Raw genomic sequence first — 24749 nt, 5'->3', positions numbered from 1 at the left:
GGTTAGAGTCCTAGTGCGTTGCGAGCGGGGGCGAGCAGATCAATGCCGTTTTGCTGGAAGATCATGTTTTCTATGTCGATTTCATGAATGACGGTGGCGTTATGCACTTCTTTGTAGTAGCTCAGTGCCAAGGCCAGTTTTAGGCTGGATTTGTCCGGCGGTTTCCAGGTGCCGCGATCGATTTCTTTGACTTTGCCGCGCAGATGGATCGCAAGGGATGTTGTCGTCCCATCGAAGGATTCCAGAAAGCCACGCACGGTGCAGTTCACCTGCTTTCCTTCGGTAACGCCGAACAGCAGGAGTGCGTCGCTGCTGTAGCAAATCAAGCTGACATCGGTTTCTAGCTTCTCCATGCCCATCGTGAGTTCTACAGGGGCCAGCATGCCGCCACCCCGAAACTCTTCGGTTTTTAAGGTCAATTTTGGCAGGTTGATGTCTTCGACCTGCCCTGCATAGCCTTTGCCATCAATAAACAGGTTGAGGTGTTTGAGGATATGACGCGGTGCGGACATTAGAACACCTCCACAAGATAATCACTGGTGAGCCGACTACGGAAGGTGATGTGTTCGGCCGGATAGGCCGGGGTGAAGTCAAAATTAAAATAGACGTGTCCGGCGGTGATGGCGTCTTTTGTGTTGAGTGCTGTATCCGCCCAGCATCGGCCATTAATAATCGCGCCCAGGCTTTTCAGTCGTCGCAGATAGGCATTGACGCCTTCCTCAACATCACTGGCGTATGTTTTGGTAATGGAGCGATCCACCGCCCACAGGTGGGCCGCTTGTAGGCTATCGGCGATGATATCGGCGATGCGGACCACGCAGAGGTAGGTCCACTTAGGATCGCTGGATAAGGTGCGGTTTCCCCATAGTCTGTAGCCGTCATGGCGAATGATGGTGGCAATCTTTTTTTCATTGAGCAGATTGGCGCGGCTGGTGGCATCGCCCAATGCAAAATCAATGGGGCGTGAGGTGCCAAGAATGCCGTTGATGGGTTGATTGGAGGGGGACCACCACCAGCCGTTGCGGTTATCTATCTTGGCGATGAGTCCGGCCACCGCAGCGCTGCTGTAGGCGGTGATGGTGGTGCCATCAGCACCCAGTGTGGTGATCCGCGGATCAACCAGGAACACGCGTTTGCTGCCAAAGTCCCCGGCATAGGCAATGGCCTGTGCATCAGTGGTGCCTGGGCCGTCAGCAATGATGATGGCGCGCAGTCGCTCGGCAATGCCGATCAATTCGGACACAACGGGATTGGCCTGTGTCTGTTCTGGGCGCTGGTGGGTCAAGCCTGGAGCAATCAGCAGGCGCGGTTTGTAGCCGGTGATGTTTTCGGCGGCCAGCAGCGCATGGACGCCTTCATAGGTGCCGTTGGCGGCATTGATGCCACCAACAGCATGAGACAGCCGCTGGGTTTCATCCACGCTATCTTCAATACGCACCACAATCACGGCCGCGCCAATCTGATCAAAAATGCTATCCATGGCCTGGGGCAAGGTGCCTGCTGTCCCTAGTGTGGCCGCCATCGCGGTTGATCCTGGTATCAGCACGGGGGTGTTGAGGGGATAGGTGGTGGCGTCAGCCAAAGGTGCAGTGCCCACCAGGCCAATGACGCTGCTTGAGGCCGTTTGGATGACGCGTGCGCCATCGTCGATCTCCAGCACTTCAACGCCATGTAGATAGTGTTCCGTCATCAGGCCCTTCATCTGCTGTAAGACGGGGAGATGATCGGTGCGACAGCTGTTTGCTGTCCTGTGGCTATTTTTCCGCGTGGCGTGGCGCGTCGGTCAGTGCGTTTACTTTGGCTGATAGCTGTGCAATGGCATTCACCAGTACAGGCAGGAGTTGGTCCAGGTTGACCGAGGGGACGTAAGCGCCTTGGAAGGGGATGCCTTCGGGATTGACCGTTTCCGGCATCAGGTCCAGTAGTTGTTCTGCCTCTAAAAATAGGCGGCGGCGTCCGTCGGGGGTGTAGGAGGGTTTGTAGCGTCCGATCAGGGGGGTGAGTTGTTCAATCTCTGCCAAGCCATAGGGCAAGGGGCCTTCAATGTCTTTGAGTTTTCGGGAGGAGCCTTGGGCGTAGCCGCCTGCCGAGACGATAGTGCCTTTCACTGACAGGTTGCCATTGTCTTCCAGTGCCATCAGTTGTACTTCATTGGTACTGCCGTTGCCGCCGCTGTCGCTGCGTCTCCAGAAAAAGGCGTGGCCTCCGTTCTTTTTGTAAAAGGCAACGTGGGTTGTGTCGTGTTGTTGGTAGTAGTAATTGCCTGCGGTTTCAATCCACAGTAGGCCCGTTTTTGCACCAATCACTGTGCTGGTGTTTTTGGTGCTGGTGCCGAAATAGCAATGGTTGCTGGTGCCGAAGAACAGTTGTGCGATGGCTGGGGAGGTGCCGCTGCGGAAGGTGGCTGCGTAAGGGATATTGTTGTCCCAGAATTCACAATCGTTACCGATTTTCAGTGCCGGAATGCGTCCGTGACCCAGTGCGTCACCAATCAGGGTGCCTTGGGATTGGAGCGAGCCTGTCATGAGGCTTCCTGTTTTTTTCACCAGAGTATCTAGTTGCGAGGCCAGTTCTGGGATATCGCTGCTGGCGTGCTGGTGGGCACTCGGTGGATAGGTCTGTGGTGTGTTCTGGAGGTTTCTCCATTGTAGGTAGTAGGTGCCGTGATAGCCGTCAAGTAAATCTGCGTCCAAGTTTTTTCCTGATCCGGTGTCCATCACGGCAGCATCGCCTAGGCCCAGCAGGTGGCGGAGGGTGGGCGCATCGGCGCTGGCCAGCAGTGTTTTGGCGTAGTCGGAAGGGGCGGCTTCGCCTAGGCGGTGATCCAGGGTGGCTTTCAATGCGGTAGGCGGTATGGCGCTGCGATCCTCCAGGCCCGCGATGGCTTGGGCGTTGCTGGACAAGGTGAGCACGCCTGCCACTGTCTGTGTCGCCGGTGGGTTGTTCCAGGAGGTTTCACCGAAGGTGAGTTGAGTCGCATCGGTATCTACGAACCGAACATCAATGGCCAGCAGTAGCATGGCCGATGCGGATTTGCTGAGAATGATGTCCTGTTGGGAGTAGGTGGCAAATAAGGTGCCATCATCCAGGTAGACGCCAAAGCCGCGGACGTCGTACTGGTCGCTAGTTGCATCGCGGATAGTGATGTGAATGGTGTCTGCGGCCACCACGCCGCCTGAGAAGGTGGTCAGGCGTTTGGATTCATCAGGCATCGTTGCCGCGGTGGGGTCAAAGTGTTGTGCGGTCAGGCCGACAGAGGCCAGCCGCACGGGGACGGTGCCATGATGTTGGGCGTTCACTAGGGCGGCGCGGCCCTGGGGGTGATGGTGATTTGGAGTGGGGTCATAACATCCTCATGCGGCCTGGGTGAGGTGTAGGCGTCGGTACGCGGTGATCTGTGCGCCACCCAGCAGGCCAATCTGTCCGATGGTGTGCACGCCCTGGGTAAAGGTGAAATGGCTGCGAACGGGTTTGGTGCGGATGACTTCTGTAATGACATCTGCGACAAATTCGGCGGTGCTCTGGCTGCCGCCTTGCCCGGATAAGGTGAGCAGCAGTGTGAAGGTGTGCGGTGCAGCCGGTGGGTTTTGTTGCCACCATTCGGTGATGAGGACGTCTCCGCCAAAGCTGCGCACCACATCGCGCACACTTTTAACGCTGCCTTTGCAACGCTGAATCTCGATGGCTGCTGCAATACGCGCGCGTTTGATATGCACGGGCCACGTGCTGCGCCAGGTGTCCACGGACAATGACCAGGCCAGCCAGGGGAGTAATGGCTCGGGGCAGGTGTGCGGGTCCCATAGTTGTTTGAATGGGATCGGGATGTCAGCCATGCGTGCCATCACTTGCTCCAGGGTGCGCATGAGCGGTGTTGCCGTGGGGGGAAGCAGGCTGTGCAGGGGTTCATTCATCCACGCCACCATGCACGACGGTGATGTTGGTGCAGCGGGCCGCCTGGGTACGGTCCATCGTCAGTCCCTGTTGTGGTGTGATGAGTTCTACGCGTTGGATGCCTTCGACATGCAGTCCGGCATACAGGCCACTCAGGGCGATATCTCGCCCTAAGCGGAATGTGTCTGTGGTGTAGGCGGTGATGCGGCGGTGTGCTTCGGACAGGACGACCGCTGCATCCGGTCCGGCGTAGGTGTGCAATCGTGCGTGGACTTGGTAGTCAGTGATCTGTGCCGGTTGTACGGTCACGTGATCGGTCATGGGGCGTACTGATTCTTGGTTGACAGCGGCCATCACGGCGTCAAGCACGTCTTGTGAGGGCTGTCCGTTGGCGCTGCGTGATAGTACGGTGATGATGACGTCTCCAGGGGTTGGACTGGTGGCGCTGACGTCAAGCACGTCGGCATGGGCGCTGATGGCATGGTAGATGTAAGCGCCTTCCGGACCGGCGACGCTGTAGCCTTCCGGTGCAAGGACGATACGCCGCCGAAAGGCAGCATCACTCTCCATCCTCGGGGGATGCCTTGAGTGGGGTCACCTGCCTCCAACACGAGGCGCTTGACGCGAAATAATGCGGCTAAATGATCTAGGTCGGCATCGCTGGCCAAGGCCACCATGACGGCTTTGGCATCTTCATTGCTTTGATAGCGGCGCACGGCTTCGCGGTAGGCGGCCACTTCTAACAGGGTGTAGATGGGGTCTGAGGGCAGGAGGTTTTTCAGGGTCGGGTCACGTGCCGCCAGATCAGCCAGCATCTCTTGCAAGATCACGTCTGCGGCCACTTGCCGGATGACATCAGGCATGGGCAGCTTGGAGATGTCAATCGCCGTCAGAGTGTTGTCCATCAACGCACCTGGATGCCGTCTAGGGTGACGGTTTTCCCCTCAGGAAGGTAGTGGGCGGTCAACGCAAGGGTTACCGTGCCCGATGCGGTGGCGCGGGCCGTCACTTGCCGCAGGGTGATCCGTGGCTCGTGTGCGGCAAGGGCTTGTGCGGTGGCTGCGTACAGGTCCATTGTTAGGGCCCGTGTGATCGGGGCATCAAGCAGGTGTGGTAACCGGCTGCCGTAATCACGGCGCATGATCCGGCTCCCTAATGGGGTGCTCAAGATGTTCTGCACCGATTGGCGCAGGTGGTCGATGCCATCAAGCGGCTTTCCGGTGTGCATGTTCATTCCGCGCATGCTCAGCAGCTTGGGGGAACTCCCTGGGCGGTGTCCTGTGGCGGATTTTCCGAAGCCCTTCCACGGGGAGTTCAACGCATGATGATGTACAAAATATTAGACAAAACGTCGTTATTTTTGTACATTCATTTTCATGCAGACGATTATTTTCATGGGTAGCACTCTGGAGGATATCCGTAATTTCCCAACATCTGCCCGCCAAGCATTAGGCCGCCAACTTCTGCGATTACAAGAAGGGCTAGATCCACAGGACTGGAAACCGATGAAAACCATCGGTTCTGGGGTTCGTGAGGTACGTATTCATGCAGGCGGAGCGTTCCGGGCATTCTACGTCACGAACATTGGTAACGCTGTTTATGTGCTACATGCATTTGTCAAGAAGACGCAGACAACTAGCCCTAAGGACATTGCATTAGGTCAGCAGAGATTCAAACAAATTGGAAAATAAAATGAGCGAAAAAATGACAGTGAGTTGCGGTAACGTGTTCGAGGATCTGGGCTTTGCCCCTGATGAGGCCGCAGCCATGCTGGCACGCGAAACGTTGTTGATCGCGCTGGAAAAAGAATTACGCAAGCGTGGCAAAAAGCAGCAGGAACTGGCTGATGAACTCGGCGTGCCTCGGACTCGTATTTCTGAAGTGATGCATCTCAAAACAGATCGATTTAGCGTGGATAAGCTTGTCAGTTTGTTGCATCGTGCTGGGAAACGCGTGGAAATCCGTGTGCGTTGAGATTTCAAGAGATGACTATGTCTAAGACACTTCCCCCCATTCACCCAGGAGAAATTCTCCGGGAGGAGTTTATGGTCCCTCTAGGTCTGTCCAGTAATGCGCTGGCTAAGGCCATTGGGGTGACGGCGGCACGCATCAATGAGATTGTGCGCGAGCGGCGCGGGATCACCGCAGAAACTGCTTTGCGTCTGGCGCGCTACTTCGGTACCGATCCGCAAAGCTGGCTGAATTTGGAACAGCACTATGCGTTGGAATGTGCCAAACGTGATCTTGGAGATGCGCTGTCACGGATTCATCCGCGAGTGGCTTGAACGCCTACCCCTGTGCAGGGGTGGTAGGTGCATTGGGTCCTTGGGCCGTATGGTGGTGACGTTGTAGGCCAATGCCTGCGGCGGTGATGTCGCCTTGTGCGTGGATGGTGCCGTCTACGGTGAGGTTGCCGGTGAGGTGGAGGCTGGGCGTGTCCAAGGTGAGGCGGTCGCTGGCATTGAGGGTAGCCGTGGCGCAGATCAGGGTGACGGTGCCGGATGCGGCGGAGGCATCCACGGTCAGGGCGTGGGCTTGGCGGTCGTAGGTGATGCGTGTTCCGTCGCCAAACAGCAGGCAGGGCTGGTGGGCGGTGCTGCTGGGCGCAGGGAAGGTCTCTTGGTAGAGGCCGCCAGGCAAGACGATGCCCAGTGCCGAATCTCCATTGGGGCACAGTGCAATGACTTGTTCGCCCAGGTGCGGCAGCCACCAGGAGCGGTCGGCTCCGGCACGTGAGGCCATGACAGGCAGCCAGTCGGTGAGCAGTTCTCCGGCTTCAATCCGCACGCAGGCGGTTGCAGGGTCCAGTTCGGCGACGGTCCCTTGGAGGATCAGGTGTGCTAATTGGCGGGTGTGTTCGTTGAGTGTCTGTCTCATGGGGCGATCTGGTGATAGCTGTCTTGGACGGAGGGGCCGGTCTGCGGTGTGAAGGACAGCCATAGGTTGGTGGGTAGGGTGCCTGCATGGGTCCAGGCGCTGTTGCCAAGAAAGACGGGTTGTTGCCATTCCACGGTCCAGACGACGTATCGATCTAATGCGGCGTTGAATTCGTCTGGGTAGATGGCAATCACGCGGCAGGGGTCGGTTGGTACGCCACGCCAGCGGCGCTGGTACAGCCAGGTGCCCAGGGCGGCGGCGGCCAGACGTGCTTGCAGGTGGGTGGAGGGGCCGCGGTGCCCTAGGACAAGCCGTGCCTGAAAGCGCAGCAGGGCGGGGAATTGTCCGGTGCCTGCATCGTTTTCGGGGGCCGGTTCGATCTCACTCAGTGTCAGTAAACAGGCGGGCATGGGCAGTTGGTGGTCTTCATCGTCCTGATAAAACGCAACGGTGGCCAGGTCTGGGAAGTGCGCTGCAATTTGGTCGCGGATGGCGGTATGCAGGGTTTCTAAGCTTATGTCGGTGTGTGTGTCCGCCATTGCAGTTCGTGCTCAAACAGGGTGTAAAAGCGTGCTTCAAAGGTGGCTGTGTCAAGAAGGCCGTTTTCGATATAGGTCATGGAGGGTGCGTAAATGTCTGCTTTTTGAACGGCCACGGGGTAGCGGGCGCGGCCCAGGCGTTTGAGTACCTGCCGTTTGCCGCGCACTGTGGCAATGAATGCGCCTTTGATCTGACGCCCGCCCAGGGCGCTGACGCCGCTAGGGGTGGCTTTGGGGTTCAGCCATAGGAGGGGGACGGGGTTCAGGCCGTACCACACTTTCATTTGGTCGCGTTGTCGATAGGTGCGCAGGCGGCGGCGCACGATCTTTTGTTGGAGTTGCAATGCATCGCTCAGTCCGCGCACGGAGCGGGTACGCAGCCAGGCCGCCATTTTGATTTTGGCCGAACGCAGGGCCTGTTCCATCTGCGTTTCAGTGGCGTTGAGTGCTTGTGCGATGGCGGTGAGGCTGTGGGGGTGGATGTGGATGCCAATCATGGGGGCGCCATCGGGGCCAGCCGCACGAGGGCCATGCCGGTTCCATCCGGTTGTGGGTCGTGGGTGAGGCGGTAGTGGCGATCTTCAATGCGGGCGTAGTCATGTTTTTTGAAGTCCATAACATCGCTTTCTTTGCAGGTAAAGGAGGGTTCTGGGGCGTTCATTCTGTAGTCGCCGATGTCCGCATCAATGTAGGTCGCGTCAAAAACAATGGTGCATTGATGGACGCGCCCCGTTTTCTCCGAGTGTAATTGGGCTGTCACGGCAAAATCATCGGTTTCTAGGAAGGCGTCTAGGTCATCCCAGGAGGGGTGGTGCATCAACGGCGACTCCCGCGGGGGGAGGTTTCTCGTTGGTTTCTGTAGGGGTCAAGGTGTTTGGTGTGGGTGCTCCGCCGCTGGGTGGGTCGATGATCACTGCCACGGGGCCATCGGCATCACCGGCAAGCTCAGCACGGCCACGGCGCATTAAATCGTGCGCCAGTGCCGTAGGGATCTGGACGATTGTGCCAGGGCGGTAAATCAGGCCTTGGATTACCACCGCAGCGCTGATTTTGAGGGTGTTTGTCGTCGTCGGCATGGTGTGTTCCTCAAGGGTCAGGCGGCTGCGCCGTAGCAGAAGCTTTCGGTACGACGGATGTTAAAGTCGACATCTTGGAACACGACAATCCGGGTGCCGCCGCTGGTGCTGAGGCTGTAGGGGTCGACGGTGATATCTAAGCCTCCCCACATGGCAATGATGAGGTCCGCCCAGTTCCCAAAGAAGACATCACCGGCCTTGATCTGGTTGGACACGCTGGCTGGGTAGCCGTTGACGGTGTTGCCGGATTCCCAAATCGTGCCGCTGGCGGCAGTCTGGGGAAACTTCAAGGCGGTTTTGGCATAGCCACGTATGCCTGCATTGAAGGCGTAGGACATGGCGTTCACATCTGCGTTGTTCAGGGCAATTTGCGTTTCCATCTGGACAAGTTCAGCAAATGTGGGTTGCCCTTTTTGTGCAAAGGACACGGCGTTAATGCCGCTGTGATGTTTAACGCCTGTGGGTTGCATGTCTGAGCCGCTGCCGTAGATGGCGGCACGGTCCACTTCCAGGGCCATGACGTTCAGTAGGTCGCTGCGGACGATTTGTTCGGCATCCGGGGTGGATTGCAGGAGCAGACGCCGGGTGATGTCGGTATAGGCGGCCAGGGATTTGGGGGTGAAGTGGATTTGGTCCAGGGCAGGTTTGCTTTTTTCCGGTGAGTCGCCCTCCCCCACCCAGTAGGCTTGGGTGGTGCCTTTCTGTCTGGGGATATCGACGTTGCCAACCAGGCCGCCCATGACGGTAGCGCGCTGCATGACCCAGGTTTTATTACGCAGGATTTCGATAAAGGAGGAGGCGTGTAGTTCGGTGGCAATGATGTTGCTGCCGGGGCCGTCCGTCGGGGTGGTGGTGGAGAATGCGCGGTTGAGGACGTCCGAGGGGATCAGTAGGCCGCGCGCCTGTTTGCCGTAGGTTTTTTCTGCGGCAGCGGAACAGGCAATCTCAAAGGCCGCCGCGTTGCGGTCGGTCTGGCTGGCATTAGGCAATAACGCGCGGACTGCGCGGACGATGCTGTAGTGCCGTATTTCTTGTGTGGACAGGCCGATGCCGGTTTCCGTGTGAGGTTCAGACTGGGGCATGGGGGCTTTGTCCGTCAGTTTTGTCAGTAGGGCGCGCTGGAATGCTTCCGGTGAGTGGCCTTGGGTAATGTAGTCGTGCGCCAGTTCCAGGTGTCCGTAGGTTTTGCCAAGGTCAGCAATGTGTCTGACACGGGTTCGTTCGGCATCGACGCTGTTGGGGGTGTCAGTCGCGTTGGATGTCGGCTGGGGTGTGTTGGTGGTGTCGGCATGGGCGGGGGGTGATGGTTCCGTCATGGTTTTATCCTCAGAGGTGCCTGGAGTGTGTTGCGAGACTGTTGCGGTGTCCTGTGGCGGATTTTCCAAGGCGCGCCCGATGCCAACGGAGGGGTCGGCAGGGATGCTGACAATGGAGATTTCAATGGGTTCCCAGTCCGTGGCGCGGTACAGGGGGCCTGCGTCGCGTTGGCCGATCACTTCGACTTGATGGACTAAATAGCCCACTGAGACGTGTTTACGGATGCCGTCCAGGACATCACGTAGGATTTCTTCAGCACGTGGGCTGCGCCCGAAGCGCACGATGGCGCGTCCGCGGTGGTCGCTGTCAATAGAGGCCGATTCGACAACGCCAATGTGTTCGCGTGGGTTGTGGTCCAGGAGTAAGGCGGCACCGTTGTCAAGACGGTGCATGCGTACTTCGTTGATACGGTGGCCGAGAATCTCCACGCCGCTCCTTGTTTGCACTTCTGCTGCTTCGCTGCTAAATGCAAGTTCAAGGGTTCTGGAGGGTTCGTCTATCGATAGGACATCGGCATGGCGGTACTGGGTGCCGCCTTTGCGAAGGTCCCGTACTACCTCAGTGGCTGTGGTCATGGGGGGTGGGTTCCTTCTGGGTCGGTGTGGTGTTGGCGGTAGTGAGGTCTGCGCCATACAGCAGGTACTTGAGGTAGTCGTTGGGGATGCCGGAGGCTTGCATTTCTTTCAGGTCTTGGGCGATTTCGCGAAAGACGTCCTGGGGGTCGCGGCCTTGTTCCAGGATGACTTGGCTGGTGGAGGTCAGGCCGCCACGGATGCAGGTCAGTGCGCTTTCAACGTCGGTGCGGGGGTCGACCCAGGCCCAGCGGCGGCCTTGCCAGGAAACGCGGCGGTATCGGTCGTAGTGTTCGGCAGGCAGTGGTTTGCCATGCACGCGAATCTGTCCGCTCAGCAAGGCCACTTTCAAGGCCGCTTCAAAAACAGGGGTGTGGAGGGATTCAATAAAAAATTGCTGGTCTTCTTTCCAGCGTTCGCGTTCATCCAATGTGCCTTGGCGGATGCTGGAGTAGTTGACGTCCGCTAGATCGCCGGAAAGGGCGTGGTAGGAGAGATCCATGCCCGCAGCCAAGCTTTGTTTGGCGGCTTTGGTGAATAAGCCAAATTCACCTGAGGGGTATTGGGGGTTCCAGTCTTGAAATTCTGCGCCTTGGGGGAGTTCGTGGATGGCTAAGGGTCCAGCGTTCATCTGGATGGTTTGGGCAACGTTTTCCTGTTCGTCGGCTCGCGGTCCAAAACCCTCTCGGTATCCGACAAAACCCATTTTGCTAGCGGCGGCGCGTGCGTTTTGTACGGCGGCTTCTTCAAAGCCTTGTAGATGGTGTAGACGCAGTAGGGAGGTGGCGGCCCAAGGTAGGCCGCGGCGTTGTCCCACCATCACGGGTTTGAAGATGTGGATGACTTCCTCGGCGGGGACGCGGATGTAGCCTCGTCCATTGATGCTGTAGTAGTAGGTGTCACGTTCGTCAATGGAGCTGAAGTGGTAGGCCAGCGGTTTTCCGAATCGGTTAAATTCGATGCCTTGTCGGACAAATCCGCCGGTCTGGTCTGTTTTCAGCATTTGGTAGCGCACGGGTAGGCGCAGTGGGTCGATCAGTTGTAAGCAAAAGCCATGCGGTCCGGCGTGTGCGCCATAAATTTTTCGGGCAATAAACTCTCCATCACGGGCGCAGGTCTCTACGCAGAGGGTTTGGATTTCGCGCCATGATAATTTTCCGGTGACTTCACACTGGCCTTTGCGGCCCCAGTCTTGCCACCAGGTTTCAATGGCGTCGTTGATGGCGGTGTCCAGGGCACCGCTGCGCGATTTTCTGCTTTGGGCCTGCATGACGATGCCGCGGGGGCCCACAATGTTACGGCGGCATAGGTCAATGTACCGTTTGACATGGTCGTTGTTGGACCATTGTTCGCGCATGCGTGCGACCAGGATTGGAAGACGTTGGGTGATGTATTCGTCCGGGGATACGGGGATGCTGCTCCACAGGTCATTGGTATCCACCTGCCCTGCTTTGAACATGCCGCCTAGGGCAGCATGCGCTGATACCAGCGCCGCGGGGGGTGGTTTGGCTGGGGTGTTGCCGTGTCTGGGGTGGGAGGGTCTGGATGGGCTGTGCGCTGTGTCCACCATGTCCAGAGGTTCATCCTACAAACCTCACAGGAACGATGTTCCCCCAGCTGCGGGGGGTGTCGGTGGGTGTTTCGCGTTGTACGGCTACGGCGTAGAAGGTGCGTAGTTTCAGTAATTCAGCGATGGTGGTGCGCCACAGTTCGCGGTTGTTGATGCGGTAGCGCTGTTGGTCCTGGGTGGCGCGTTTTTGCAGGACGGCGTTGATGGCGTCTAAGGCGCGTTGGTTGTCGCTGCGTCCGTCATAGCCTTGGGGCAGCGATGCAAAGTCTGGCTCAACACGGAGTTTCCCACGTTTTATTTCGATGGTCTGGGGGCTGTGTGCTGCACGCAGTTGGTAGAGGTAATCGCCGGGTGTCCACTGTGCGGTGTCCGCAGCGGGGATGTCGAATCGGTGGGTGGTGTTTTCACCCTGCGCGGTGAGGTCCAGTGATGCCGGACCACGCAGTAGGCAATGGAGTGTCCAGTCGGGCCAGGGGTAGTTTTTGAGTGTAAGGGATATCTGTAATGAGCATCCAGCATTGATCTTGGCAGGGAATGTTGGGCAGGTGTGCTGGAATGTCATGGGTCACCAGTCGTTAGCCCATGTTCTCCGGCGTCTTAAGGGGGGCCGGGGATGTTGGGGGCGAAGATGGGGGGTATGGTGTTGCACTTCTAGGGTGGGGTCCTGTGGCAGTTTTTCCTTGGGTAGTAAGGCGGCGGCATCTTTAATACGCTTTGCGTCATGGGGTAGATGCGGGTTGATGATTTTGAGGGCGGCGTAGGCGTAGACGCGGCAATCCAATGCTTCGTTGGGGGTTTTGTCGGGTTTGGTCCATTGGCGTACTGGCTGGCCTTTGAGGTAGCGGGTACGTAATTTTTCAGCGGTCAGTTGTGCAAACCAGTCGGGGGAACGGTCTGTGGGGAAATGGGAGTAGCCTGGGCCAGGCTGGGTGATGGCAAGGCGGCGCATCACAATTAATTTTGCTTCGTCCACGCCAACGGTAAAGAGGTTGATTCTGGGTGCGTTGCGTCCGGAATGTTTGCGTTGTGCTTTGTCTACGATGGGACGGCCCCAGCCGCCAACGCCTTTAATGCCAAATAGACGCCTGTCTGTCCTAGTACGCAGGTATTGGTAAGCGGCTTGGGTGTAGCCGCAGGTGCCTCCGGTATCTAAGCAGGCGGCCTGGATGGATAGACGTATACCGCTTTCGTGCTGCCAGGTGGTAGAGAGGTAGCGGTCCAGTGCTTCCCATACCTCGCCTAAGAGGGGGTCGCCGTAGAGAACGGCGGTATGAATGGACCAGGATTCTTCGTCAATGCCCCATGCGACAATTTCCACTTCAAGGCGGTCGGTTTGCATGTCGATGCCCGCAGTGAGAAAAACACCGCCCATAGGGACATCGGCAAGGTAGGTTTCAAGGCGGCGCAGTAGGTCGTCAATGTCGGCCTGTTCGGCGGTCTCGCTCCAGACGCGGGCCAGGCTGACGTTGGTGAATGTTTGTAGGTCCTGGTGTTTGAGTTTGTCCAGGTAGTCTTGAACGATGGCGCTTTGGCGGCGGAAGGTGGAGTACAGTTCGTTCAGTTCGTAGGAGGCATGGCCGTTAAAGGGTTTGCTGGCTTGCCAGTGGGCTTGGCGAACGGCTGCAATGCGTTGGCCGTCATCCCAGCATACGCCGCACCCTTGGCAGACGTAGCGTGCAGTGTGCGGTTGGTGGGCGTCGATAGCGGCCAAGTCGGCGTCGGGGTCGCTTTGGCGTCCAACCCAGCTGACGTGTTCCCATTCTAGGGTTTGTTCGCATCCGCAGGCGGGGCAGCGTACATAAAATCGCCTCTGGTCTCCGGCTCGGTAGGCGTCATCAATATAGCTGGAGCCTTCAATGGTGGGTGTGCTGATCTCCAGAAGAAACCGTTCATCACCAAAGGTCGCGGCGCGCTGCCACAACAGGCTCACCGGGTGGCCTTCGTCCGTGCGTTCGTAGCCGTCTATTTCGTCGCACACAATCAGTGGTGCTGAGCGCCCGCGCATGGTCTTTGGTGAGCCGGACCAGGCAAACATCAGAAATCCTCCAGGGTAGGATTTCATCCGCTGGTTGTTGACGCCATCGCGGCCACGCGGTTTTGCAATAAGGCGTTGCAATCCTTGGTTGGCTGCAATCAGCGGGGAGAATTTGGTTTCTAGCCATGCTTGTAAATCGCCTTGTGAGGGTTGCAGCATCATTTGGCTGCGGGGGGCCATTTCGATGCAGTAGCCTTGTACGCATAAGGCCAGCATGGTTTTACCGACTTGTGCGCCCCATTTCAGGGTGACGCGGTAGCAGTCCGGGTCCACCAGCATATCCATGGGCTCGCGTTGGTAGGGGGCGTTGTCTAGGCGCAAGGGGCCAGGAATGGCGTTGCCTTCAGGAATGCGGATGCGTGTCTGTGCCCATTCGGAAGGCTTCATTGCTGGGGGCGGTCGCAGCATCTGTAAGGCGTTGCTGATCATCTGATCAACGCCTTCTTGGTTTTCTAGGGCGGTTAAACCTAAGGTTTCAGACATCGCCTGTTTCCTCGTCTTCGTCGGGGTCCGTGTCTTCTTGGGTCAGGTCTAAGGACGCGAGATTTTCTAAGGTCTGATCGATTTCTTGCAGCAGTACGCGTTTGTATCGGCGCTCGTCGGTTTCACCCAGTAGGAGGGCGACGGTCCGCCCTGGAATAGTGCGCAGGTTGGCACGCACTTCCGCGAATACGCGGGCCAATGTCTTTTCCACCTGCTCCAAAGGAGCAACCTGCTTTTTTGCATCAGCCAAGTGCAACTCTTCGCGTTGCGCTTCAGCGGCGATCTTACGGCGCTTCCATTCTTCAATATCGGCCACCGCTCCACCCGCCGCTTCTTCTGCGGCTTTGTCACGTAACCAGCGGGCGACTACAGCCGTGTCAAACGTCCATTCTCGCCCACGTCCACCGCGTTTCACGACTGGGCAGCCGTTACGTGCCCATTGATCGACCGTCGGCAACGCTACACCGAATATCTCCGAAAGGCCTGCACGATTAACCTGTTTTCCTTGCTGTTTCTGTAAAACCATCGGTCGATATAAACAACAAGTGAGAATCAAAACACCACGCACAATGGAAGCCCCGCGGAGTTTCGACCCCGCAGGGCTCCCCATCGGGAAGGACCCGTTAAAATCTGTCAAATTGCAGTTAAATTCGCTCATTTGACGCCTCTATAGCCATCAGATGCCATTGCACCATGGTCACGACGGTGTATCGCTGTCTTCTATTCCGCAGCCCTGCGGTGACCACGGCTGCCCGACGCTGGCCGCCTGTACCCATGCCGCAACACAGCGCACTTGCGCCGCACACTGCTCATACGCCAAACGCCATCCCAGCGTTTGACTCAGTAAGTCGCGGACTGTCTCTACACGCGGCAATGGCGGCTCCTCACACGGTTGCAACAACACCTGCGGCGGGATGATCACCTCAACGCGGGTCTGCGTGACGATAACTGGCTTGACAGGACCCCCCGTCGAGCAAGCACCCAAGCACGTCAGGCACATCCATATCCAAAAAAGCTTTCGCCTCATCGTGGTGTTGCTCCAAATGTATGATGCGTTGACGTAACACACGGTCGCGCACCGTGATCCGATTCAAATCCGTATGCAGCCCCGCAATCGCCTGCCTGTCGATCTCCCGTAACGCACGTAGCCGCGCAATCGCCGCATCTTGATCACGATTCATCGCAACCTGCGCATCCAACGTGCTTTCCACCGCCGCTAACTGGCCTTCCAGCTGCGCCGCACGTTGCGCTAATTGACTGCGCTCGGACCAGGCCAGCACTGCATGTGCAACCAGCGCCACCAACGCACCAATCATCATGTACTCAATCAGCAGCCGCACACTGGGCAAACCTCGCCCCACACGGCGCAGTGTATTAACGATCATCCGAACTCCTTCTCCCGCCCCCCACTTTGGGGACAATGAAGCTTTGAATCAGGTCCAAACTGGCAGAGGCTCCAAGCCAACCAAACACCCCCACTGTGACTGCCGTCAGTTGCTGGCTTAACTCCAGCGATTCACACACCCACATTGCAAACAGCCCAACAAGCCCAGCCGCACTGGCTTCGATCAGCACACGCGCCCACGTTGGTTTCTCGCCGTTGTCGAGCGTGCGCATTAAGTAGCCGAGTACCCCAGCCACCATCGCAAGGCACGTGTAGAACGCTTCTTTCCACCAGGACATCATGGCCGAGGGATCAATCACGGCGACCCTTTAAAGCAGCACGCCGTTTCTTCTCTTCAGCACGCCAGTCACCGCCTTCAAACAATGCACGTTCGGCGGCACGCCTGATGATTAAACCAGACTGCACACGACCGCCCGCCCATTTCCACACATGAAACTGCTGCGCCGCACCAGCAACATCACCGGCATTAAGCTTGCGTAACAGCGTCGAGCGGTGAAACGCGCCCACACCAATATTGAAGCTCAGCGATACCAACGCATCGAACTGCTGTTGCTTGAGTGGCACACGCACATAACGCCGTACAGCCGGTTCAAACTCTTTGGCTAATCGAGCACGTAACATCGCATCGGCTTCCTGCTCATTGGCAAGACACATATCAGGCCTAACGTGCTTGCCCGTCTCGCCGTAGCCAATCGTCAGCGCACCGCCTTCGCATATGTACGCCTGCAACCGCAAACCCTCAAAAAACTTAATCAGTGCAATGCCTTCTTCACCAATGGTCTGCATGACAAGTCCCGGAGACATTCATTGCCGCTCATCCTGCGTGTATCCTGGGCATACGTCCTGTGACAGGTTTTCCGTGGCGGGTGCGAGGAAATACCGGCAGCGAAATTCCTGACGTGCCTGACACTGATCCCAAATATCTTGGCAATGACATCAAAGGGCACACCACTACGCAAAAGCTCCACAACAGCACAATCCCGCGCATGGCGGGCAATGTAATTGCAATTGGCTGGCTGCAAAATCTCCCCACCGAAAACATCCACCAGCTTTTGCGCATCCTCCCATCCCAGAATGGATACCAGCCGGTGATGGGGCGATAAAGCCTTAGGAACATACAAAATCACCTTGCCGCTGCGGCGGCCTTTGGGGTACGTACGCGGCAACTGACCAATCAGGGTTAACGCTTGCTTCCGTCCGATGACATCAGCCAACTCCTGCACACTGGCAGGCAGCTCCGTAGCGACGGTGGGCCTCATGCCGACCCCTACGGCATCCCCGCATCCCGCAACGCAGGGCTTCCCACCCAAGGGCAAACGCGCCAGCAAGCGAGGCGGATTGGAGTGTTGCAGCAGGCATGTTGTTTGCATTGGACACTAACCCATCACAAAAAAGCATGGGGACTAGTATAACTCATTGATTATAAAGAAGATTATTGGGTGAGACGGCGGCACTTTCCTCCCGTCGGTGTGGCAATGGCTAGATGTACGGGCGCAAGGGGGCTGCCGCCCCACTCCCCACCTCTACATCCCCCAAAAATAAATAGCTATATATACATCTATATCTATACTTACTTTTAACCCAACATTGTAAAAAGGGGGTTTATAGAAGTGGGGAGTGGGGCGACCAACCCACACACCACACCTGCCCCACCTCAAAACTCAGCATTCACAAGCGCCACGCCGATAACCACCGTAAACTTGTGTCGCTTCCCTTCAACGATCCGGTCTACGTACTTCTTCTTGAACCCAGGTACACACCGTTTCAATCCGTCAAGGAAACGTACTTTGGACAGTGGGTGAACACCGCTTTCTTCCGCCGGTGTGGCAATGGCTGGATGTACGGGCGCGAGTGGCACCTGTCCTGTGTCCTGTCATATCACCCCCCCAGAAAAATAGTTATATATATATATATATCTACACTTATTATTAACCCAACATTGTAAAAAGGGGGCAAAACGACAGGACACAGGACACCACGCCTTTTTCAAACTTATATAGTTTTCGCAAATTAGCGTTTTTGACAGGACACAAAGGACACCTAAAAGCTTTTTTATATTCAGCTCACTAAAACGCGCAACGCGTCCCACGCCCGCTAAGCCCTCTGCACCCCGCCAACATCCATTGCGAAAGCGCTGAGGGTGCCGCAGCCCCGCGTTACTGGAAGGGGTCAGTGTTTATCAGTGCTACGCCTTGGATCACCACAAATTCGCGGCGTTTCCCCCCTTCTGGGGTTTCTTTCGTGAGTTTCTTCTTAAACCCAGGTACGCGCCGTTTCAATCCGTCAAGGAAACGGGTTTTAGACAACGCGCAAACGCCGCTGGCCTTACACCATTGCGTATAGGCTGGGTACAGGCCACCGCCCATTGGCGTACTGAGCTTCTCCTCTTTATCGGCTCCTAGCTCGCATTCTTCATCAATGAACTGGCCGACACGGTCCTGCTCCTCCTTGTAGTCTTCCGAAGCGGCCAACACGATATCAGGCGGCCTCAGCCCGTTCTTGTACCACTCCACGGCACCGGCCACGATCCAGGCCAATACGCCTTCTCGTTCAGTGGCAAGCTTCTCGGCGATCCTCATATCCCGAAGGTACTTGCCGTTACCGATCTCTTCCCCTTCAGCGGCATCAAATTTCGCTTTAAAGGGGATGAGCATAATGCGCCTCCAGATGCCGCTGTCCTGCCCCTTAATGACAGGCTTATGGTTAGTGAGCAGTTGCAGCTTGTGCGTGGGTTTGAACTCGAAGAATTCACCGTATAAGTAGCGTGCCTTGAGCGTATCGCCGCCAGTGGCTTGTTTCACGAAGTCTTCTCGCAATACTTCGCCCTCCCCCGATTCGTGGGTGGTGACCATGCGTCTACCGGCGAGGTCGGCAATGGCGTTAGGGTGTTGTGGGCCGTTCTTGCCTGTGAGCAGCCCTGGGGCGGCCACACCTGAATAACGGCCAAGAATACCTGTGATTAGGTCCAGTAACGTGCTTTTCCCGTTATTCCCATCCCCGTACAGCACGGCGAACTTCTGTTCGCGTACCTCTCCAGTGGCGCAGTATCCAAACCAGCGTTGCAGAAAGGCGCAAAGTGGCTTAGAGGATTCCCCATATTCGCAGGTGATGCGCGCCAGTGTGGTTATAAACTCAGGAGCGGTGGCCTTAGGGTCGAAGTTGATAGGAACGACCCGCGTAATGTAATCCTCGGGGCGATGCGCTTTGAGCGTTCCGGTGCGCAGGTCCACGGTGCCGTTGGCACAGTTCAATAGCCAGGGATTCGTGTCGAGTTGTTCCTGAGGGACCCTGAGTCTCTTTTTGAGCAGCCTCTCCAATGTTTCAATTGCGCTGCCCATTTCTGATTTTTTGCTCCAGGCATCCAGCGCAGCGGCGATCTTTTCGTTTTTCGCTTTCCCATCCTCCGTGTCTGTGGCTTTAAGACGCCATTGCTCGGCTTCGGCACGAATGAGGGCGGGAAGATCGGCCATCAGCGCATGCGCCCCGACCGGATCACTCTCCCAATATCTGTCATTCCAAACAAGCCAGCGATTCCCAGTCCACATGAGCTGTTTACCGTGGCGCTTGGCGATCCGTCCCGCGTTCGCTGCATCAGTGACCAGGTGCAGCGCTTCGGGTACAACGCGCTTCTTAACGGCTGGCATGGCTGGAGGGCTTGGATCATCTGTAATCACATCGAACATCTCTAATATTTCCTGTTCGGAATAGATTCCTATTTGGTTTAGAAATTCTGATTGCGGCACCCCGTGGCAGTGGGCGTGCTGGCATACAAAGGCGCCTTTGGCATAGCCTCCGGTATGTGCTGGGTAATACACCGTGGATGTGGGGCTAGAGGCTTGCGTATGGCGTTCTTCAAAGGGGCATTCAATGAAGAGCTCCCCCGCTTTGCCGGTGGAGCGGATCATCCCGTGTTTGGCAAGACACACAGCCACAGGGTCGTTGGCAGCAGCGGCCATGAGCTTGTGTTGGCGGCTGGGTTTGCCTTCAGTCTTGGCGCTTTCCAGGATCGCCGCATCAATCGCCAACATTACAGAATCCTCAAGAAAGCCTTTCACAAAGCCGCTGCGCACTGGAACTGGATCGGTCACACCGGCTTCAAACACAGGGGCGGCGGTGTAGTGGATTTGCACCGTATTAAATACAGAAGCATCCAGCCCTGGAGCGCAGACAGCGGCCCAGGCTTTGAGCTGTGCGCTGGTGTACGGCTTATGTAGCCAGAACCACACATGGGCTTTTAGCTTGCCTGCACACTCAGGACGCCCCGCGCTACTGGATAACTGCCAATGGTAATCTGCACCGTGGAAGCCAAAGGGCATTTGGTCGCTGAGGAACTCGTCGATACTCCCCACCGGATCGGCCACCGGATCGCGGCACCGTGGGTAGAAGTTGTCGATCTCAACGAGCATCCAGTGATGCGGGATATCCTCGTACAGCTCGGCAATGCGCCGTACTTTCCCTTTCTGGAACTCAGTATCAAGCGCAGCGGCTTTGGCATCGCCCACATACGCCCCGCGAATCACGCAGGCATGCGGGTTCTTCTCCAGCTCCGTGAGCAAGTTAGACAAGTCGCGGCTATTGTTGAGCGCTCGTTGCTCCACCTGGAAGAACTTGGCGTTGTCGTAGGCTTTCACCGAGCCATCAGCGCGCCATGTTTTGGCGAGGGTATTTACGGGGTGTTTTAGAACCGTGATAGAATCTCGCATAGGAGTTTCACCTTTGTTTTGGGCGAGTTGAGGTCACCCCCTCAGCCCGCCCTTTTTAACTGCGGGGGTGGTTTAAAGATTCGAGAGTCACTCCTTACTAATTAAGGAGTACGGCCAGCCAGACAGCCGGATGGTTTAGCGCAAACGGTAGAAGGCATTGCGGCAACGCCCAGCGAGATTCTCCATGCGCTTAGCACGCGGCCCCACCTCCCGCCACAGATCGCTGACCGCACCGGCTAACGGTGAGCGAATCAGATGTAAGGCTTGTTCAATCGGCTCAATGCGTTCCCGTGACAAATGCCCCGCGACCATCCTCAGCAGTGCGTACAGGTTGAATGCCTCTTCTTCTGTCAAAGTGACAGCATGAGGGTGCGAAGCTGAGTAGCTCCCCGTCTTGCGGATTGAGGGCATGAATTCCAACACATCCAACACCCAGCGACGAAACGCGGCGGCTACTGAAGTGCGAGCAAACATCGATACCATGTGGCAGCCACGAGGGCTGAAGAGTCGGACAGGTTTGTCTGAGTTACCGCTTCCAAACCCCTTGACGGTCAAATTGACCGTCAAGGTCATTTGATAGGTGAACTCTTCGGAATGGCGCGAGTAGATGCGCAAGACAGCGCTGGTGTCTTTGTAGCCCAAAGCTCGGGCCAGATCGGCAGCCGTCAGGTGAGGAACACCGTCACGGTCGATAATGGAAAGGGATTTGCCGGAAAAACACACGGCAGAGGGTAACTGCGTCATAAAACGTCTCCTGTTTCGTGAGATGACCACGGGGAGACGTTCTTAGGCGCCGCACCTGTGGGTGTCGGGAGGCTAAGAAACCGGAAACAGACGGCGGGCAGCTTTCCCCTTGCAGGGTGTTGTATGGCTGCCGCCCTCCCGACGTAAAAACGTGCAGGCGTAAAAAAACCGCATGATTTTCGGATGCGGGTACCGCTGTTTCCGGAGTTCTTAGGCTCCTTACCGAAGACGGTACCGCAGCGGCGAATGTGGGTCAAGCTCACGGTGTCTTTGTAACCCAAAGCGTGGGCTAGATCGCGTGCGCTTAGGTGGGGAACACCGTCACGGTCGATAATGGAAAGGGATTTGCCGGAAAAACACACGGCAGAGGGTAACTGCGTCATAAAACGTCTCCTGTTTCGTGAGATGACCACGGGGAGACGTTCTTAGGCGCCGCACCTGTGGGTGTCGGGAGGCTAAGAAACCGGAAACAGACGGCGGGCAGCTTTCCCCTTGCAGGGTGTTGTATGGCTGCCGCCCTCCCGACGTAAAAACGTGCAGGCGTAAAAAAACCGCATGATTTTCGGATGCGGGTACCGCTGTTTCCGGAGTTCTTAGGCTCCTTACCGAAGACGGTACCGCAGCGGCGAATGTGGGTCAAGCTCACGGTGTCTTTGTAACCCAAAGCGTGGGCTAGATCGCGTGCGCTTAGGTGGGGAACACCGTCACGGTCGATAATGGAAAGGGATTTGCCGGAAAAACACACGGCAGAGGGTAACTGCGTCATAAAACGTCTCCTGTGTTATGGGATGACCACGGGGAGACGTTTTTGCGCGCCGCACCCGTAGGTGTCGGGAGGTCAAAAACCGAACACAGACGGCGGGCAGCTTTCCCCTTTACAGGGTGTTGTATAGCTGCCGCCCTCCCGACGTAAAAACGTGCAGGCGTAAAAAAACCGCATGGGTTTCGGATGCGGGTACCGCTGTGTTCGGAGTTTTTGATCTCCTTACTAGCGACGGTACCGCAGCGGCGTACAGTGGTCAAGCTCACGGTGTCATCGCTTACATAACTCCCCGTCTTGCGGATTGAGGGCATGAATTCCAACACATCCAACACCCAACGGCGAAACGCGGCGGCTACTGAAGTGCGAGCAAACATCGATACCATGTGGCAGCCACGAGGGCTGAAGAGTCGGACAGGTTTGTCTGAGTTACCGCTTCCAAACCCCTTGACGGTCAAATTGACCGTCAAGGTCATTTGATAGGTGAACTCTTCGGAATGGCGCGAGTAGATGCGCAAGACAGCGCTGGTGTCTTTGTAGCCCAAAGCTCGGGCCAGATCGGCAGCCGTCAGGTGAGGAACACCGTCATGGTCGATAATGGAAAGGGATTTGCCGGAAAAACACACGGCAGCAGGTAACTGCGTCATAAAACGTCTCCTGAGTTATCGGATGACCACAGGGAGACGTTTCTACGCGCCGCACCTATGGGTGTCGGGAGGTTAGAAACCGAACTCAGACGGCGGGCAGCTTTCCCCTTGCGGGTGTTGTATGGCTGCCGCCCTCCCGACGTAAAACGTGCGGGCGTAAAAAAACCGCATGGTTTTCGGATGCGGGTACCGCTGAGTTCGGAGTTTCTAAGCTCCTTACCGGCGACGGTACCGCAGCTGTGGGCAGTGGTCAAGCTCACGGTGTCATCGCTTGCTTTCATTCTTGATTCCTTAAGGGCTTTTTAAGTCCCTTCAAATAAACCACCACGCCTTTTCCAAGAGGCGAATATTCATTGTTATCTCGTAGCAGATAAGCGTCCTTTAGTGCTTGTTTTGCAGCGTGTTCTACCGCTTCATCAACGCAAGCCAGTCCATAGATTTGTGTGTATTGCTCAAACATTTTTCGATCAGCAGGGCTTAGATCAATTTTCACAGGGCCTCCAAAGGGCCTGGTTAGGCACTTCAAGCCGCGTCTGCTTGCCGCTTATCATTCTTTATCGCAGCAGTTGCTACCGATAACGCCAGTTCACGAACTAACGCCGCCGGTTGCATCCCGTTGTACTGAGCCAACGCATTGATCAAATCGCGTTCGGCATCGTTAAAACGCACCTTCACCGGGTGACTACGAATGTGGGTCGGATCGGCATACATAGATTCATTACCAAGGGTTATTCAATGTCATTGAAAAGATCGAATACTCGGCATGGAAGAAAAAGTATTCGTTGTAGTGCTACATCCAAATGTAGCCTTGAGCCAATTGATCATCGGGAAACTTCACTCCCAAGATGGCCGTTTTGGCAGCCGCGCGTTTTGGATTTGCACGCACGTGGACATGGAAAACCACTACCTTTCAGTAGTTCTAGAAGGCCAACCCCCGCCCGGAGAAATTCAAACCCATCCAACCGTTTTCCACATTCCACACAGTGCGGTTGCTTGTGTAATCGAAACCACCAGAGGCGCACTGCCTTTGGTAATCGAGAAAGAAAAGAAGTTGGGAACTCGGGTTTAGGCCGCATCGGACACCTCCTGCCTGTGGCCTGTGGGGGGAGCGCCGAAGATGTCGGGGCGGACAACCTCAAGGAGCTGAAGCCGTGCCGAAGGAATGCCCGTCTTACGCCACTCACTTACCGATGGCTGTTTGATCTTAAACATTCGTGCCACAGCAGCAGTGCCGCCAAGGGTATCGATGATCTGATTTGCGTTCATACGTCTTAAGTTAGGACTAGCTAATAACTTTGTCAATAGCTACTCCTAACCACTTATTTGTTAGGCTTTCCTAATGTCTCTTAATGAACGACTCCGTTTTGCCATGCTTGAAGCTGGCATGACGCAAAAACAACTTGCCGATGCAGTCAGGGTCAAACCTCCGAGCGTTCATGGCTGGCTAAGCTCGAAAGCAAAATTCTTGCGCGGGGAGAATCTCCTCAAAGCCGCCCAGGCGCTTAATGTCTCGGAAAAATGGCTAGCAACAGGCACCGGCCCAATGCGTGCCGTTACCGCGAATTCTAACCAAGAGAATCCAAGCACACAGGGTCCCGAGCGTACCAAACTCGACGCCTGTGAGCTTCGAATAATTGATGGTGATGAAGATTTGGATAGAGAAGCTGATGTGCTGATCGACGAAGTAGATGTATTACTCGCTGCTGGTAGCGGTGTTGTGATCCCTGAATTTATCGAAACAAAATTCAGAATGCCGTTCCCCTTGTCTTGGCTCAGGGACGTACACATCAGTTCAAAAGATGTGAAGTTGATGCGCGTATACGGTGACAGCATGGAGCGAACGTTATTTGATAAAGACCGGGTGCTGGTAAATCTCGCAGACACACGCATCCGTGATGGGAAAGTTTACGCCATTGCCATTGGTGGTGAGGCGAAGGTTAAACGTCTTTACACCTTACGTAACAGTAGCTTACGCATTGTTAGTGATAATCAGAACAAGGACTCCGAAGGCCATCGTATTTACAAAGACGAGATCGTACCTTCTAAGGAAATGGATACGGTTCACATTATTGGCCGTGTGATCAGCAAGCTCGGTGATGGAGGGTTGTGACTTCATTTTTCTAACCACAG

At 56.3% G+C, this 24749-nt stretch carries 32 protein-coding genes and 4 pseudogenes; 5 read left to right on the top strand and 31 right to left on the bottom strand.

What is annotated here, in order from left to right; all coding sequences use genetic code 11:
* Positions 1-2 precede the first annotated feature (2 nt).
* The 6 genes and pseudogenes from F7G16_RS06780 to F7G16_RS06755 form a co-directional block, all read right to left on the bottom strand.
* Positions 3-512 (bottom strand): phage major tail tube protein, encoded by a 510-nt coding sequence (locus F7G16_RS06780; RefSeq protein ID WP_004086986.1) that lies wholly within the window; start codon positions 510-512, stop codon positions 3-5.
* Complete coding sequence (locus tag F7G16_RS06775; protein WP_011097931.1) at positions 512-1690, bottom strand: phage tail sheath subtilisin-like domain-containing protein; 1179 nt, start codon at positions 1688-1690, stop codon at positions 512-514. The genes F7G16_RS06780 and F7G16_RS06775 overlap by 1 nt, the downstream gene beginning before the upstream one ends.
* Before the next feature lie 64 nt (positions 1691-1754).
* Positions 1755-3346, bottom strand: a pseudogene (locus tag F7G16_RS06770) (hypothetical protein).
* A 7-nt stretch (positions 3347-3353) separates the two neighbouring features.
* Positions 3354-3911 (bottom strand): phage tail protein I, encoded by a 558-nt coding sequence (locus tag F7G16_RS06765; protein WP_011097610.1) that lies wholly within the window; start codon positions 3909-3911, stop codon positions 3354-3356.
* Positions 3904-4796: pseudogene (locus F7G16_RS12645) on the bottom strand (baseplate assembly protein). The gene F7G16_RS06765 and the pseudogene F7G16_RS12645 overlap by 8 nt, the downstream one beginning before the upstream one ends.
* Positions 4796-5134, bottom strand: a complete 339-nt coding sequence (locus F7G16_RS06755; RefSeq protein WP_004088650.1) for a GPW/gp25 family protein — start codon at positions 5132-5134, stop codon at positions 4796-4798. The pseudogene F7G16_RS12645 and the gene F7G16_RS06755 overlap by 1 nt, the downstream one beginning before the upstream one ends.
* 133 nt (positions 5135-5267) lie before the next feature.
* Between F7G16_RS06755 and F7G16_RS06750 the strand changes: the two genes are divergently transcribed.
* The 3 genes from F7G16_RS06750 to F7G16_RS06740 are packed head-to-tail and all read left to right on the top strand — an operon-like array spanning position 5268 to position 6176.
* The gene (locus F7G16_RS06750; protein ID WP_004087029.1) at positions 5268-5582 is read left to right on the top strand and encodes a type II toxin-antitoxin system RelE/ParE family toxin; all 315 of its coding nucleotides are present in this window, start codon (positions 5268-5270) and stop codon (positions 5580-5582) included.
* A 1-nt stretch (position 5583) separates the two neighbouring features.
* A complete protein-coding gene (locus tag F7G16_RS06745) occupies positions 5584-5865 on the top strand; it encodes a helix-turn-helix domain-containing protein (protein ID WP_004087027.1) in 282 nt (93 codons plus the stop codon).
* Positions 5866-5876: 11 nt separating this feature from the next.
* Positions 5877-6176: a HigA family addiction module antitoxin gene (locus tag F7G16_RS06740; protein WP_004087025.1), complete on the top strand. Its 300-nt coding sequence runs from the start codon at positions 5877-5879 to the stop codon at positions 6174-6176.
* 4 nt (positions 6177-6180) lie between these two features.
* Here the strand turns inward: F7G16_RS06740 and F7G16_RS06735 are convergent, their stop codons facing one another.
* From F7G16_RS06735 to F7G16_RS06620, 24 genes and pseudogenes are all read right to left on the bottom strand, one after another.
* The gene (locus tag F7G16_RS06735; RefSeq protein ID WP_167405114.1) at positions 6181-6768 is read right to left on the bottom strand and encodes a phage baseplate assembly protein V; all 588 of its coding nucleotides are present in this window, start codon (positions 6766-6768) and stop codon (positions 6181-6183) included.
* Positions 6765-7307: a hypothetical protein gene (locus tag F7G16_RS06730; protein ID WP_011097613.1), complete on the bottom strand. Its 543-nt coding sequence runs from the start codon at positions 7305-7307 to the stop codon at positions 6765-6767. Before F7G16_RS06730 ends, F7G16_RS06735 begins: the two co-directional genes overlap by 4 nt.
* Positions 7283-7804: a hypothetical protein gene (locus F7G16_RS06725; protein WP_011097614.1), complete on the bottom strand. Its 522-nt coding sequence runs from the start codon at positions 7802-7804 to the stop codon at positions 7283-7285. Before F7G16_RS06725 ends, F7G16_RS06730 begins: the two co-directional genes overlap by 25 nt.
* Positions 7801-8124: a head-tail joining protein gene (locus F7G16_RS06720; protein ID WP_011097935.1), complete on the bottom strand. Its 324-nt coding sequence runs from the start codon at positions 8122-8124 to the stop codon at positions 7801-7803. The genes F7G16_RS06725 and F7G16_RS06720 overlap by 4 nt, the downstream gene beginning before the upstream one ends.
* Positions 8102-8383, bottom strand: coding sequence for a hypothetical protein (locus tag F7G16_RS06715; RefSeq protein WP_159241635.1), 282 nt, complete (start codon positions 8381-8383; stop codon positions 8102-8104). Before F7G16_RS06715 ends, F7G16_RS06720 begins: the two co-directional genes overlap by 23 nt.
* Before the next feature lie 17 nt (positions 8384-8400).
* Positions 8401-10275 (bottom strand): phage major capsid protein, encoded by a 1875-nt coding sequence (locus tag F7G16_RS06710; protein WP_038232803.1) that lies wholly within the window; start codon positions 10273-10275, stop codon positions 8401-8403.
* Positions 10259-11856, bottom strand: a pseudogene (locus tag F7G16_RS06705) (phage portal protein). Before F7G16_RS06705 ends, F7G16_RS06710 begins: the two are co-directional and overlap by 17 nt.
* A complete protein-coding gene (locus tag F7G16_RS06700; RefSeq protein ID WP_038233040.1) occupies positions 11853-12404 on the bottom strand; it encodes a hypothetical protein in 552 nt (183 codons plus the stop codon). Before F7G16_RS06700 ends, F7G16_RS06705 begins: the two are co-directional and overlap by 4 nt.
* A gap of 3 nt (positions 12405-12407) precedes the next feature.
* Entirely contained in the window at positions 12408-14360 is a 1953-nt protein-coding gene (locus tag F7G16_RS06695) for a phage terminase large subunit family protein (protein ID WP_128712497.1), read from the bottom strand.
* A complete protein-coding gene (locus tag F7G16_RS06690) occupies positions 14353-14928 on the bottom strand; it encodes a DUF1441 family protein (protein ID WP_004085150.1) in 576 nt (191 codons plus the stop codon). Before F7G16_RS06690 ends, F7G16_RS06695 begins: the two co-directional genes overlap by 8 nt.
* 129 nt (positions 14929-15057) lie before the next feature.
* The gene (lysC, locus tag F7G16_RS06685) at positions 15058-15360 is read right to left on the bottom strand and encodes an Rz1-like lysis system protein LysC (RefSeq protein ID WP_425527299.1); all 303 of its coding nucleotides are present in this window, start codon (positions 15358-15360) and stop codon (positions 15058-15060) included.
* Positions 15284-15745, bottom strand: a complete 462-nt coding sequence (locus F7G16_RS06680; RefSeq protein ID WP_038233047.1) for a hypothetical protein — start codon at positions 15743-15745, stop codon at positions 15284-15286. Before F7G16_RS06680 ends, lysC begins: the two co-directional genes overlap by 77 nt.
* Complete coding sequence (locus F7G16_RS06675) at positions 15735-16064, bottom strand: phage holin family protein (protein ID WP_004086884.1); 330 nt, start codon at positions 16062-16064, stop codon at positions 15735-15737. The genes F7G16_RS06680 and F7G16_RS06675 overlap by 11 nt, the downstream gene beginning before the upstream one ends.
* Entirely contained in the window at positions 16057-16551 is a 495-nt protein-coding gene (locus F7G16_RS06670; RefSeq protein ID WP_072866401.1) for a lysozyme, read from the bottom strand. Before F7G16_RS06670 ends, F7G16_RS06675 begins: the two co-directional genes overlap by 8 nt.
* Positions 16518-17135 carry a hypothetical protein gene (locus tag F7G16_RS06665; RefSeq protein WP_038233051.1) on the bottom strand — a complete coding sequence of 206 codons (618 nt, stop codon included), beginning with the start codon at positions 17133-17135 and terminating at the stop codon, positions 16518-16520. The genes F7G16_RS06670 and F7G16_RS06665 overlap by 34 nt, the downstream gene beginning before the upstream one ends.
* 284 nt (positions 17136-17419) lie before the next feature.
* On the bottom strand, positions 17420-17623 hold the full coding sequence (locus tag F7G16_RS06660) for a hypothetical protein (protein WP_128712495.1): 204 nt from the start codon (positions 17621-17623) through the stop codon (positions 17420-17422).
* 298 nt (positions 17624-17921) lie between these two features.
* On the bottom strand, positions 17922-20468 hold the full coding sequence (locus F7G16_RS06655; RefSeq protein WP_072866400.1) for a DNA primase family protein: 2547 nt from the start codon (positions 20466-20468) through the stop codon (positions 17922-17924).
* Between the two features lie 135 nt (positions 20469-20603).
* Positions 20604-21212 carry a BRO-N domain-containing protein gene (locus F7G16_RS06650; protein ID WP_128712493.1) on the bottom strand — a complete coding sequence of 203 codons (609 nt, stop codon included), beginning with the start codon at positions 21210-21212 and terminating at the stop codon, positions 20604-20606.
* Positions 21209-21595 (bottom strand): BRO-N domain-containing protein, encoded by a 387-nt coding sequence (locus F7G16_RS06645; protein ID WP_128712481.1) that lies wholly within the window; start codon positions 21593-21595, stop codon positions 21209-21211. The genes F7G16_RS06650 and F7G16_RS06645 overlap by 4 nt, the downstream gene beginning before the upstream one ends.
* A 245-nt stretch (positions 21596-21840) precedes the next feature.
* A pseudogene (locus F7G16_RS12760) lies at positions 21841-21978 on the bottom strand (BRO-N domain-containing protein); the annotation flags it as partial.
* Entirely contained in the window at positions 21975-22619 is a 645-nt protein-coding gene (locus tag F7G16_RS06635) for a BRO-N domain-containing protein (RefSeq protein ID WP_167405112.1), read from the bottom strand. The pseudogene F7G16_RS12760 and the gene F7G16_RS06635, both read right to left, overlap by 4 nt.
* Positions 22616-22879 (bottom strand): hypothetical protein, encoded by a 264-nt coding sequence (locus F7G16_RS06630; protein WP_243857815.1) that lies wholly within the window; start codon positions 22877-22879, stop codon positions 22616-22618. Before F7G16_RS06630 ends, F7G16_RS06635 begins: the two co-directional genes overlap by 4 nt.
* 17 nt (positions 22880-22896) lie before the next feature.
* Positions 22897-23145, bottom strand: coding sequence for a hypothetical protein (locus F7G16_RS06625; RefSeq protein ID WP_128712489.1), 249 nt, complete (start codon positions 23143-23145; stop codon positions 22897-22899).
* On the bottom strand, positions 23142-23330 hold the full coding sequence (locus F7G16_RS06620; protein ID WP_004085135.1) for a plasmid mobilization protein: 189 nt from the start codon (positions 23328-23330) through the stop codon (positions 23142-23144). The genes F7G16_RS06625 and F7G16_RS06620 overlap by 4 nt, the downstream gene beginning before the upstream one ends.
* A 52-nt stretch (positions 23331-23382) precedes the next feature.
* On the opposite strand from F7G16_RS06620, the gene F7G16_RS06615 reads away from it, so the two are divergent.
* Positions 23383-23688: a hypothetical protein gene (locus F7G16_RS06615; RefSeq protein ID WP_004091234.1), complete on the top strand. Its 306-nt coding sequence runs from the start codon at positions 23383-23385 to the stop codon at positions 23686-23688.
* Here F7G16_RS06615 and F7G16_RS06610 read toward each other — a convergent pair.
* Positions 23685-23885 (bottom strand): helix-turn-helix domain-containing protein, encoded by a 201-nt coding sequence (locus tag F7G16_RS06610; protein ID WP_057683780.1) that lies wholly within the window; start codon positions 23883-23885, stop codon positions 23685-23687. The two genes, F7G16_RS06615 and F7G16_RS06610, sit on opposite strands and share 4 nt — an antisense overlap.
* A 73-nt stretch (positions 23886-23958) precedes the next feature.
* Here F7G16_RS06610 and F7G16_RS06605 point away from each other — a divergent pair, with 73 nt between their 5' ends.
* Positions 23959-24729 carry a LexA family transcriptional regulator gene (locus F7G16_RS06605; RefSeq protein WP_004085133.1) on the top strand — a complete coding sequence of 257 codons (771 nt, stop codon included), beginning with the start codon at positions 23959-23961 and terminating at the stop codon, positions 24727-24729.
* The last annotated feature ends 20 nt before the right edge of the window (positions 24730-24749 follow it).

Origin of the sequence: Xylella fastidiosa, assembly GCF_011801475.1 — a bacterium.
GTDB classification, from domain to species: domain Bacteria; phylum Pseudomonadota; class Gammaproteobacteria; order Xanthomonadales; family Xanthomonadaceae; genus Xylella; species Xylella fastidiosa.
Note: the sequence above shows the minus strand (reverse complement) of the source record. Positions and strands in the feature narration are given on the sequence as shown.

Coding starts and splice junctions, on each gene's coding strand:
- F7G16_RS06780 (WP_004086986.1), bottom strand. CDS start 512: ATGTCCGCACCGCGTCATATCCTCAAACACCTCAACCTGTTTATTGAT.
- F7G16_RS06775 (WP_011097931.1), bottom strand. CDS start 1,690: ATGACGGAACACTATCTACATGGCGTTGAAGTGCTGGAGATCGACGAT.
- F7G16_RS06765 (WP_011097610.1), bottom strand. CDS start 3,911: ATGAATGAACCCCTGCACAGCCTGCTTCCCCCCACGGCAACACCGCTC.
- F7G16_RS06755 (WP_004088650.1), bottom strand. CDS start 5,134: ATGCGCGGAATGAACATGCACACCGGAAAGCCGCTTGATGGCATCGAC.
- F7G16_RS06750 (WP_004087029.1), top strand. CDS start 5,268: ATGCAGACGATTATTTTCATGGGTAGCACTCTGGAGGATATCCGTAAT.
- F7G16_RS06745 (WP_004087027.1), top strand. CDS start 5,584: ATGAGCGAAAAAATGACAGTGAGTTGCGGTAACGTGTTCGAGGATCTG.
- F7G16_RS06740 (WP_004087025.1), top strand. CDS start 5,877: ATGACTATGTCTAAGACACTTCCCCCCATTCACCCAGGAGAAATTCTC.
- F7G16_RS06735 (WP_167405114.1), bottom strand. CDS start 6,768: ATGAGACAGACACTCAACGAACACACCCGCCAATTAGCACACCTGATC.
- F7G16_RS06730 (WP_011097613.1), bottom strand. CDS start 7,307: ATGGCGGACACACACACCGACATAAGCTTAGAAACCCTGCATACCGCC.
- F7G16_RS06725 (WP_011097614.1), bottom strand. CDS start 7,804: ATGATTGGCATCCACATCCACCCCCACAGCCTCACCGCCATCGCACAA.
- F7G16_RS06720 (WP_011097935.1), bottom strand. CDS start 8,124: ATGCACCACCCCTCCTGGGATGACCTAGACGCCTTCCTAGAAACCGAT.
- F7G16_RS06715 (WP_159241635.1), bottom strand. CDS start 8,383: ATGCCGACGACGACAAACACCCTCAAAATCAGCGCTGCGGTGGTAATC.
- F7G16_RS06710 (WP_038232803.1), bottom strand. CDS start 10,275: ATGACCACAGCCACTGAGGTAGTACGGGACCTTCGCAAAGGCGGCACC.
- F7G16_RS06700 (WP_038233040.1), bottom strand. CDS start 12,404: ATGACATTCCAGCACACCTGCCCAACATTCCCTGCCAAGATCAATGCT.
- F7G16_RS06695 (WP_128712497.1), bottom strand. CDS start 14,360: ATGTCTGAAACCTTAGGTTTAACCGCCCTAGAAAACCAAGAAGGCGTT.
- lysC (WP_425527299.1), bottom strand. CDS start 15,360: ATGTGCCTGACGTGCTTGGGTGCTTGCTCGACGGGGGGTCCTGTCAAG.
- F7G16_RS06680 (WP_038233047.1), bottom strand. CDS start 15,745: ATGATCGTTAATACACTGCGCCGTGTGGGGCGAGGTTTGCCCAGTGTG.
- F7G16_RS06670 (WP_072866401.1), bottom strand. CDS start 16,551: ATGCAGACCATTGGTGAAGAAGGCATTGCACTGATTAAGTTTTTTGAG.
- F7G16_RS06665 (WP_038233051.1), bottom strand. CDS start 17,135: ATGCAAACAACATGCCTGCTGCAACACTCCAATCCGCCTCGCTTGCTG.
- F7G16_RS06655 (WP_072866400.1), bottom strand. CDS start 20,468: ATGCGAGATTCTATCACGGTTCTAAAACACCCCGTAAATACCCTCGCC.
- F7G16_RS06650 (WP_128712493.1), bottom strand. CDS start 21,212: ATGACGCAGTTACCCTCTGCCGTGTGTTTTTCCGGCAAATCCCTTTCC.
- F7G16_RS06645 (WP_128712481.1), bottom strand. CDS start 21,595: ATGACGCAGTTACCCTCTGCCGTGTGTTTTTCCGGCAAATCCCTTTCC.
- F7G16_RS06635 (WP_167405112.1), bottom strand. CDS start 22,619: ATGACGCAGTTACCTGCTGCCGTGTGTTTTTCCGGCAAATCCCTTTCC.
- F7G16_RS06620 (WP_004085135.1), bottom strand. CDS start 23,330: ATGTATGCCGATCCGACCCACATTCGTAGTCACCCGGTGAAGGTGCGT.
- F7G16_RS06615 (WP_004091234.1), top strand. CDS start 23,383: ATGGAAGAAAAAGTATTCGTTGTAGTGCTACATCCAAATGTAGCCTTG.
- F7G16_RS06610 (WP_057683780.1), bottom strand. CDS start 23,885: ATGAACGCAAATCAGATCATCGATACCCTTGGCGGCACTGCTGCTGTG.
- F7G16_RS06605 (WP_004085133.1), top strand. CDS start 23,959: ATGTCTCTTAATGAACGACTCCGTTTTGCCATGCTTGAAGCTGGCATG.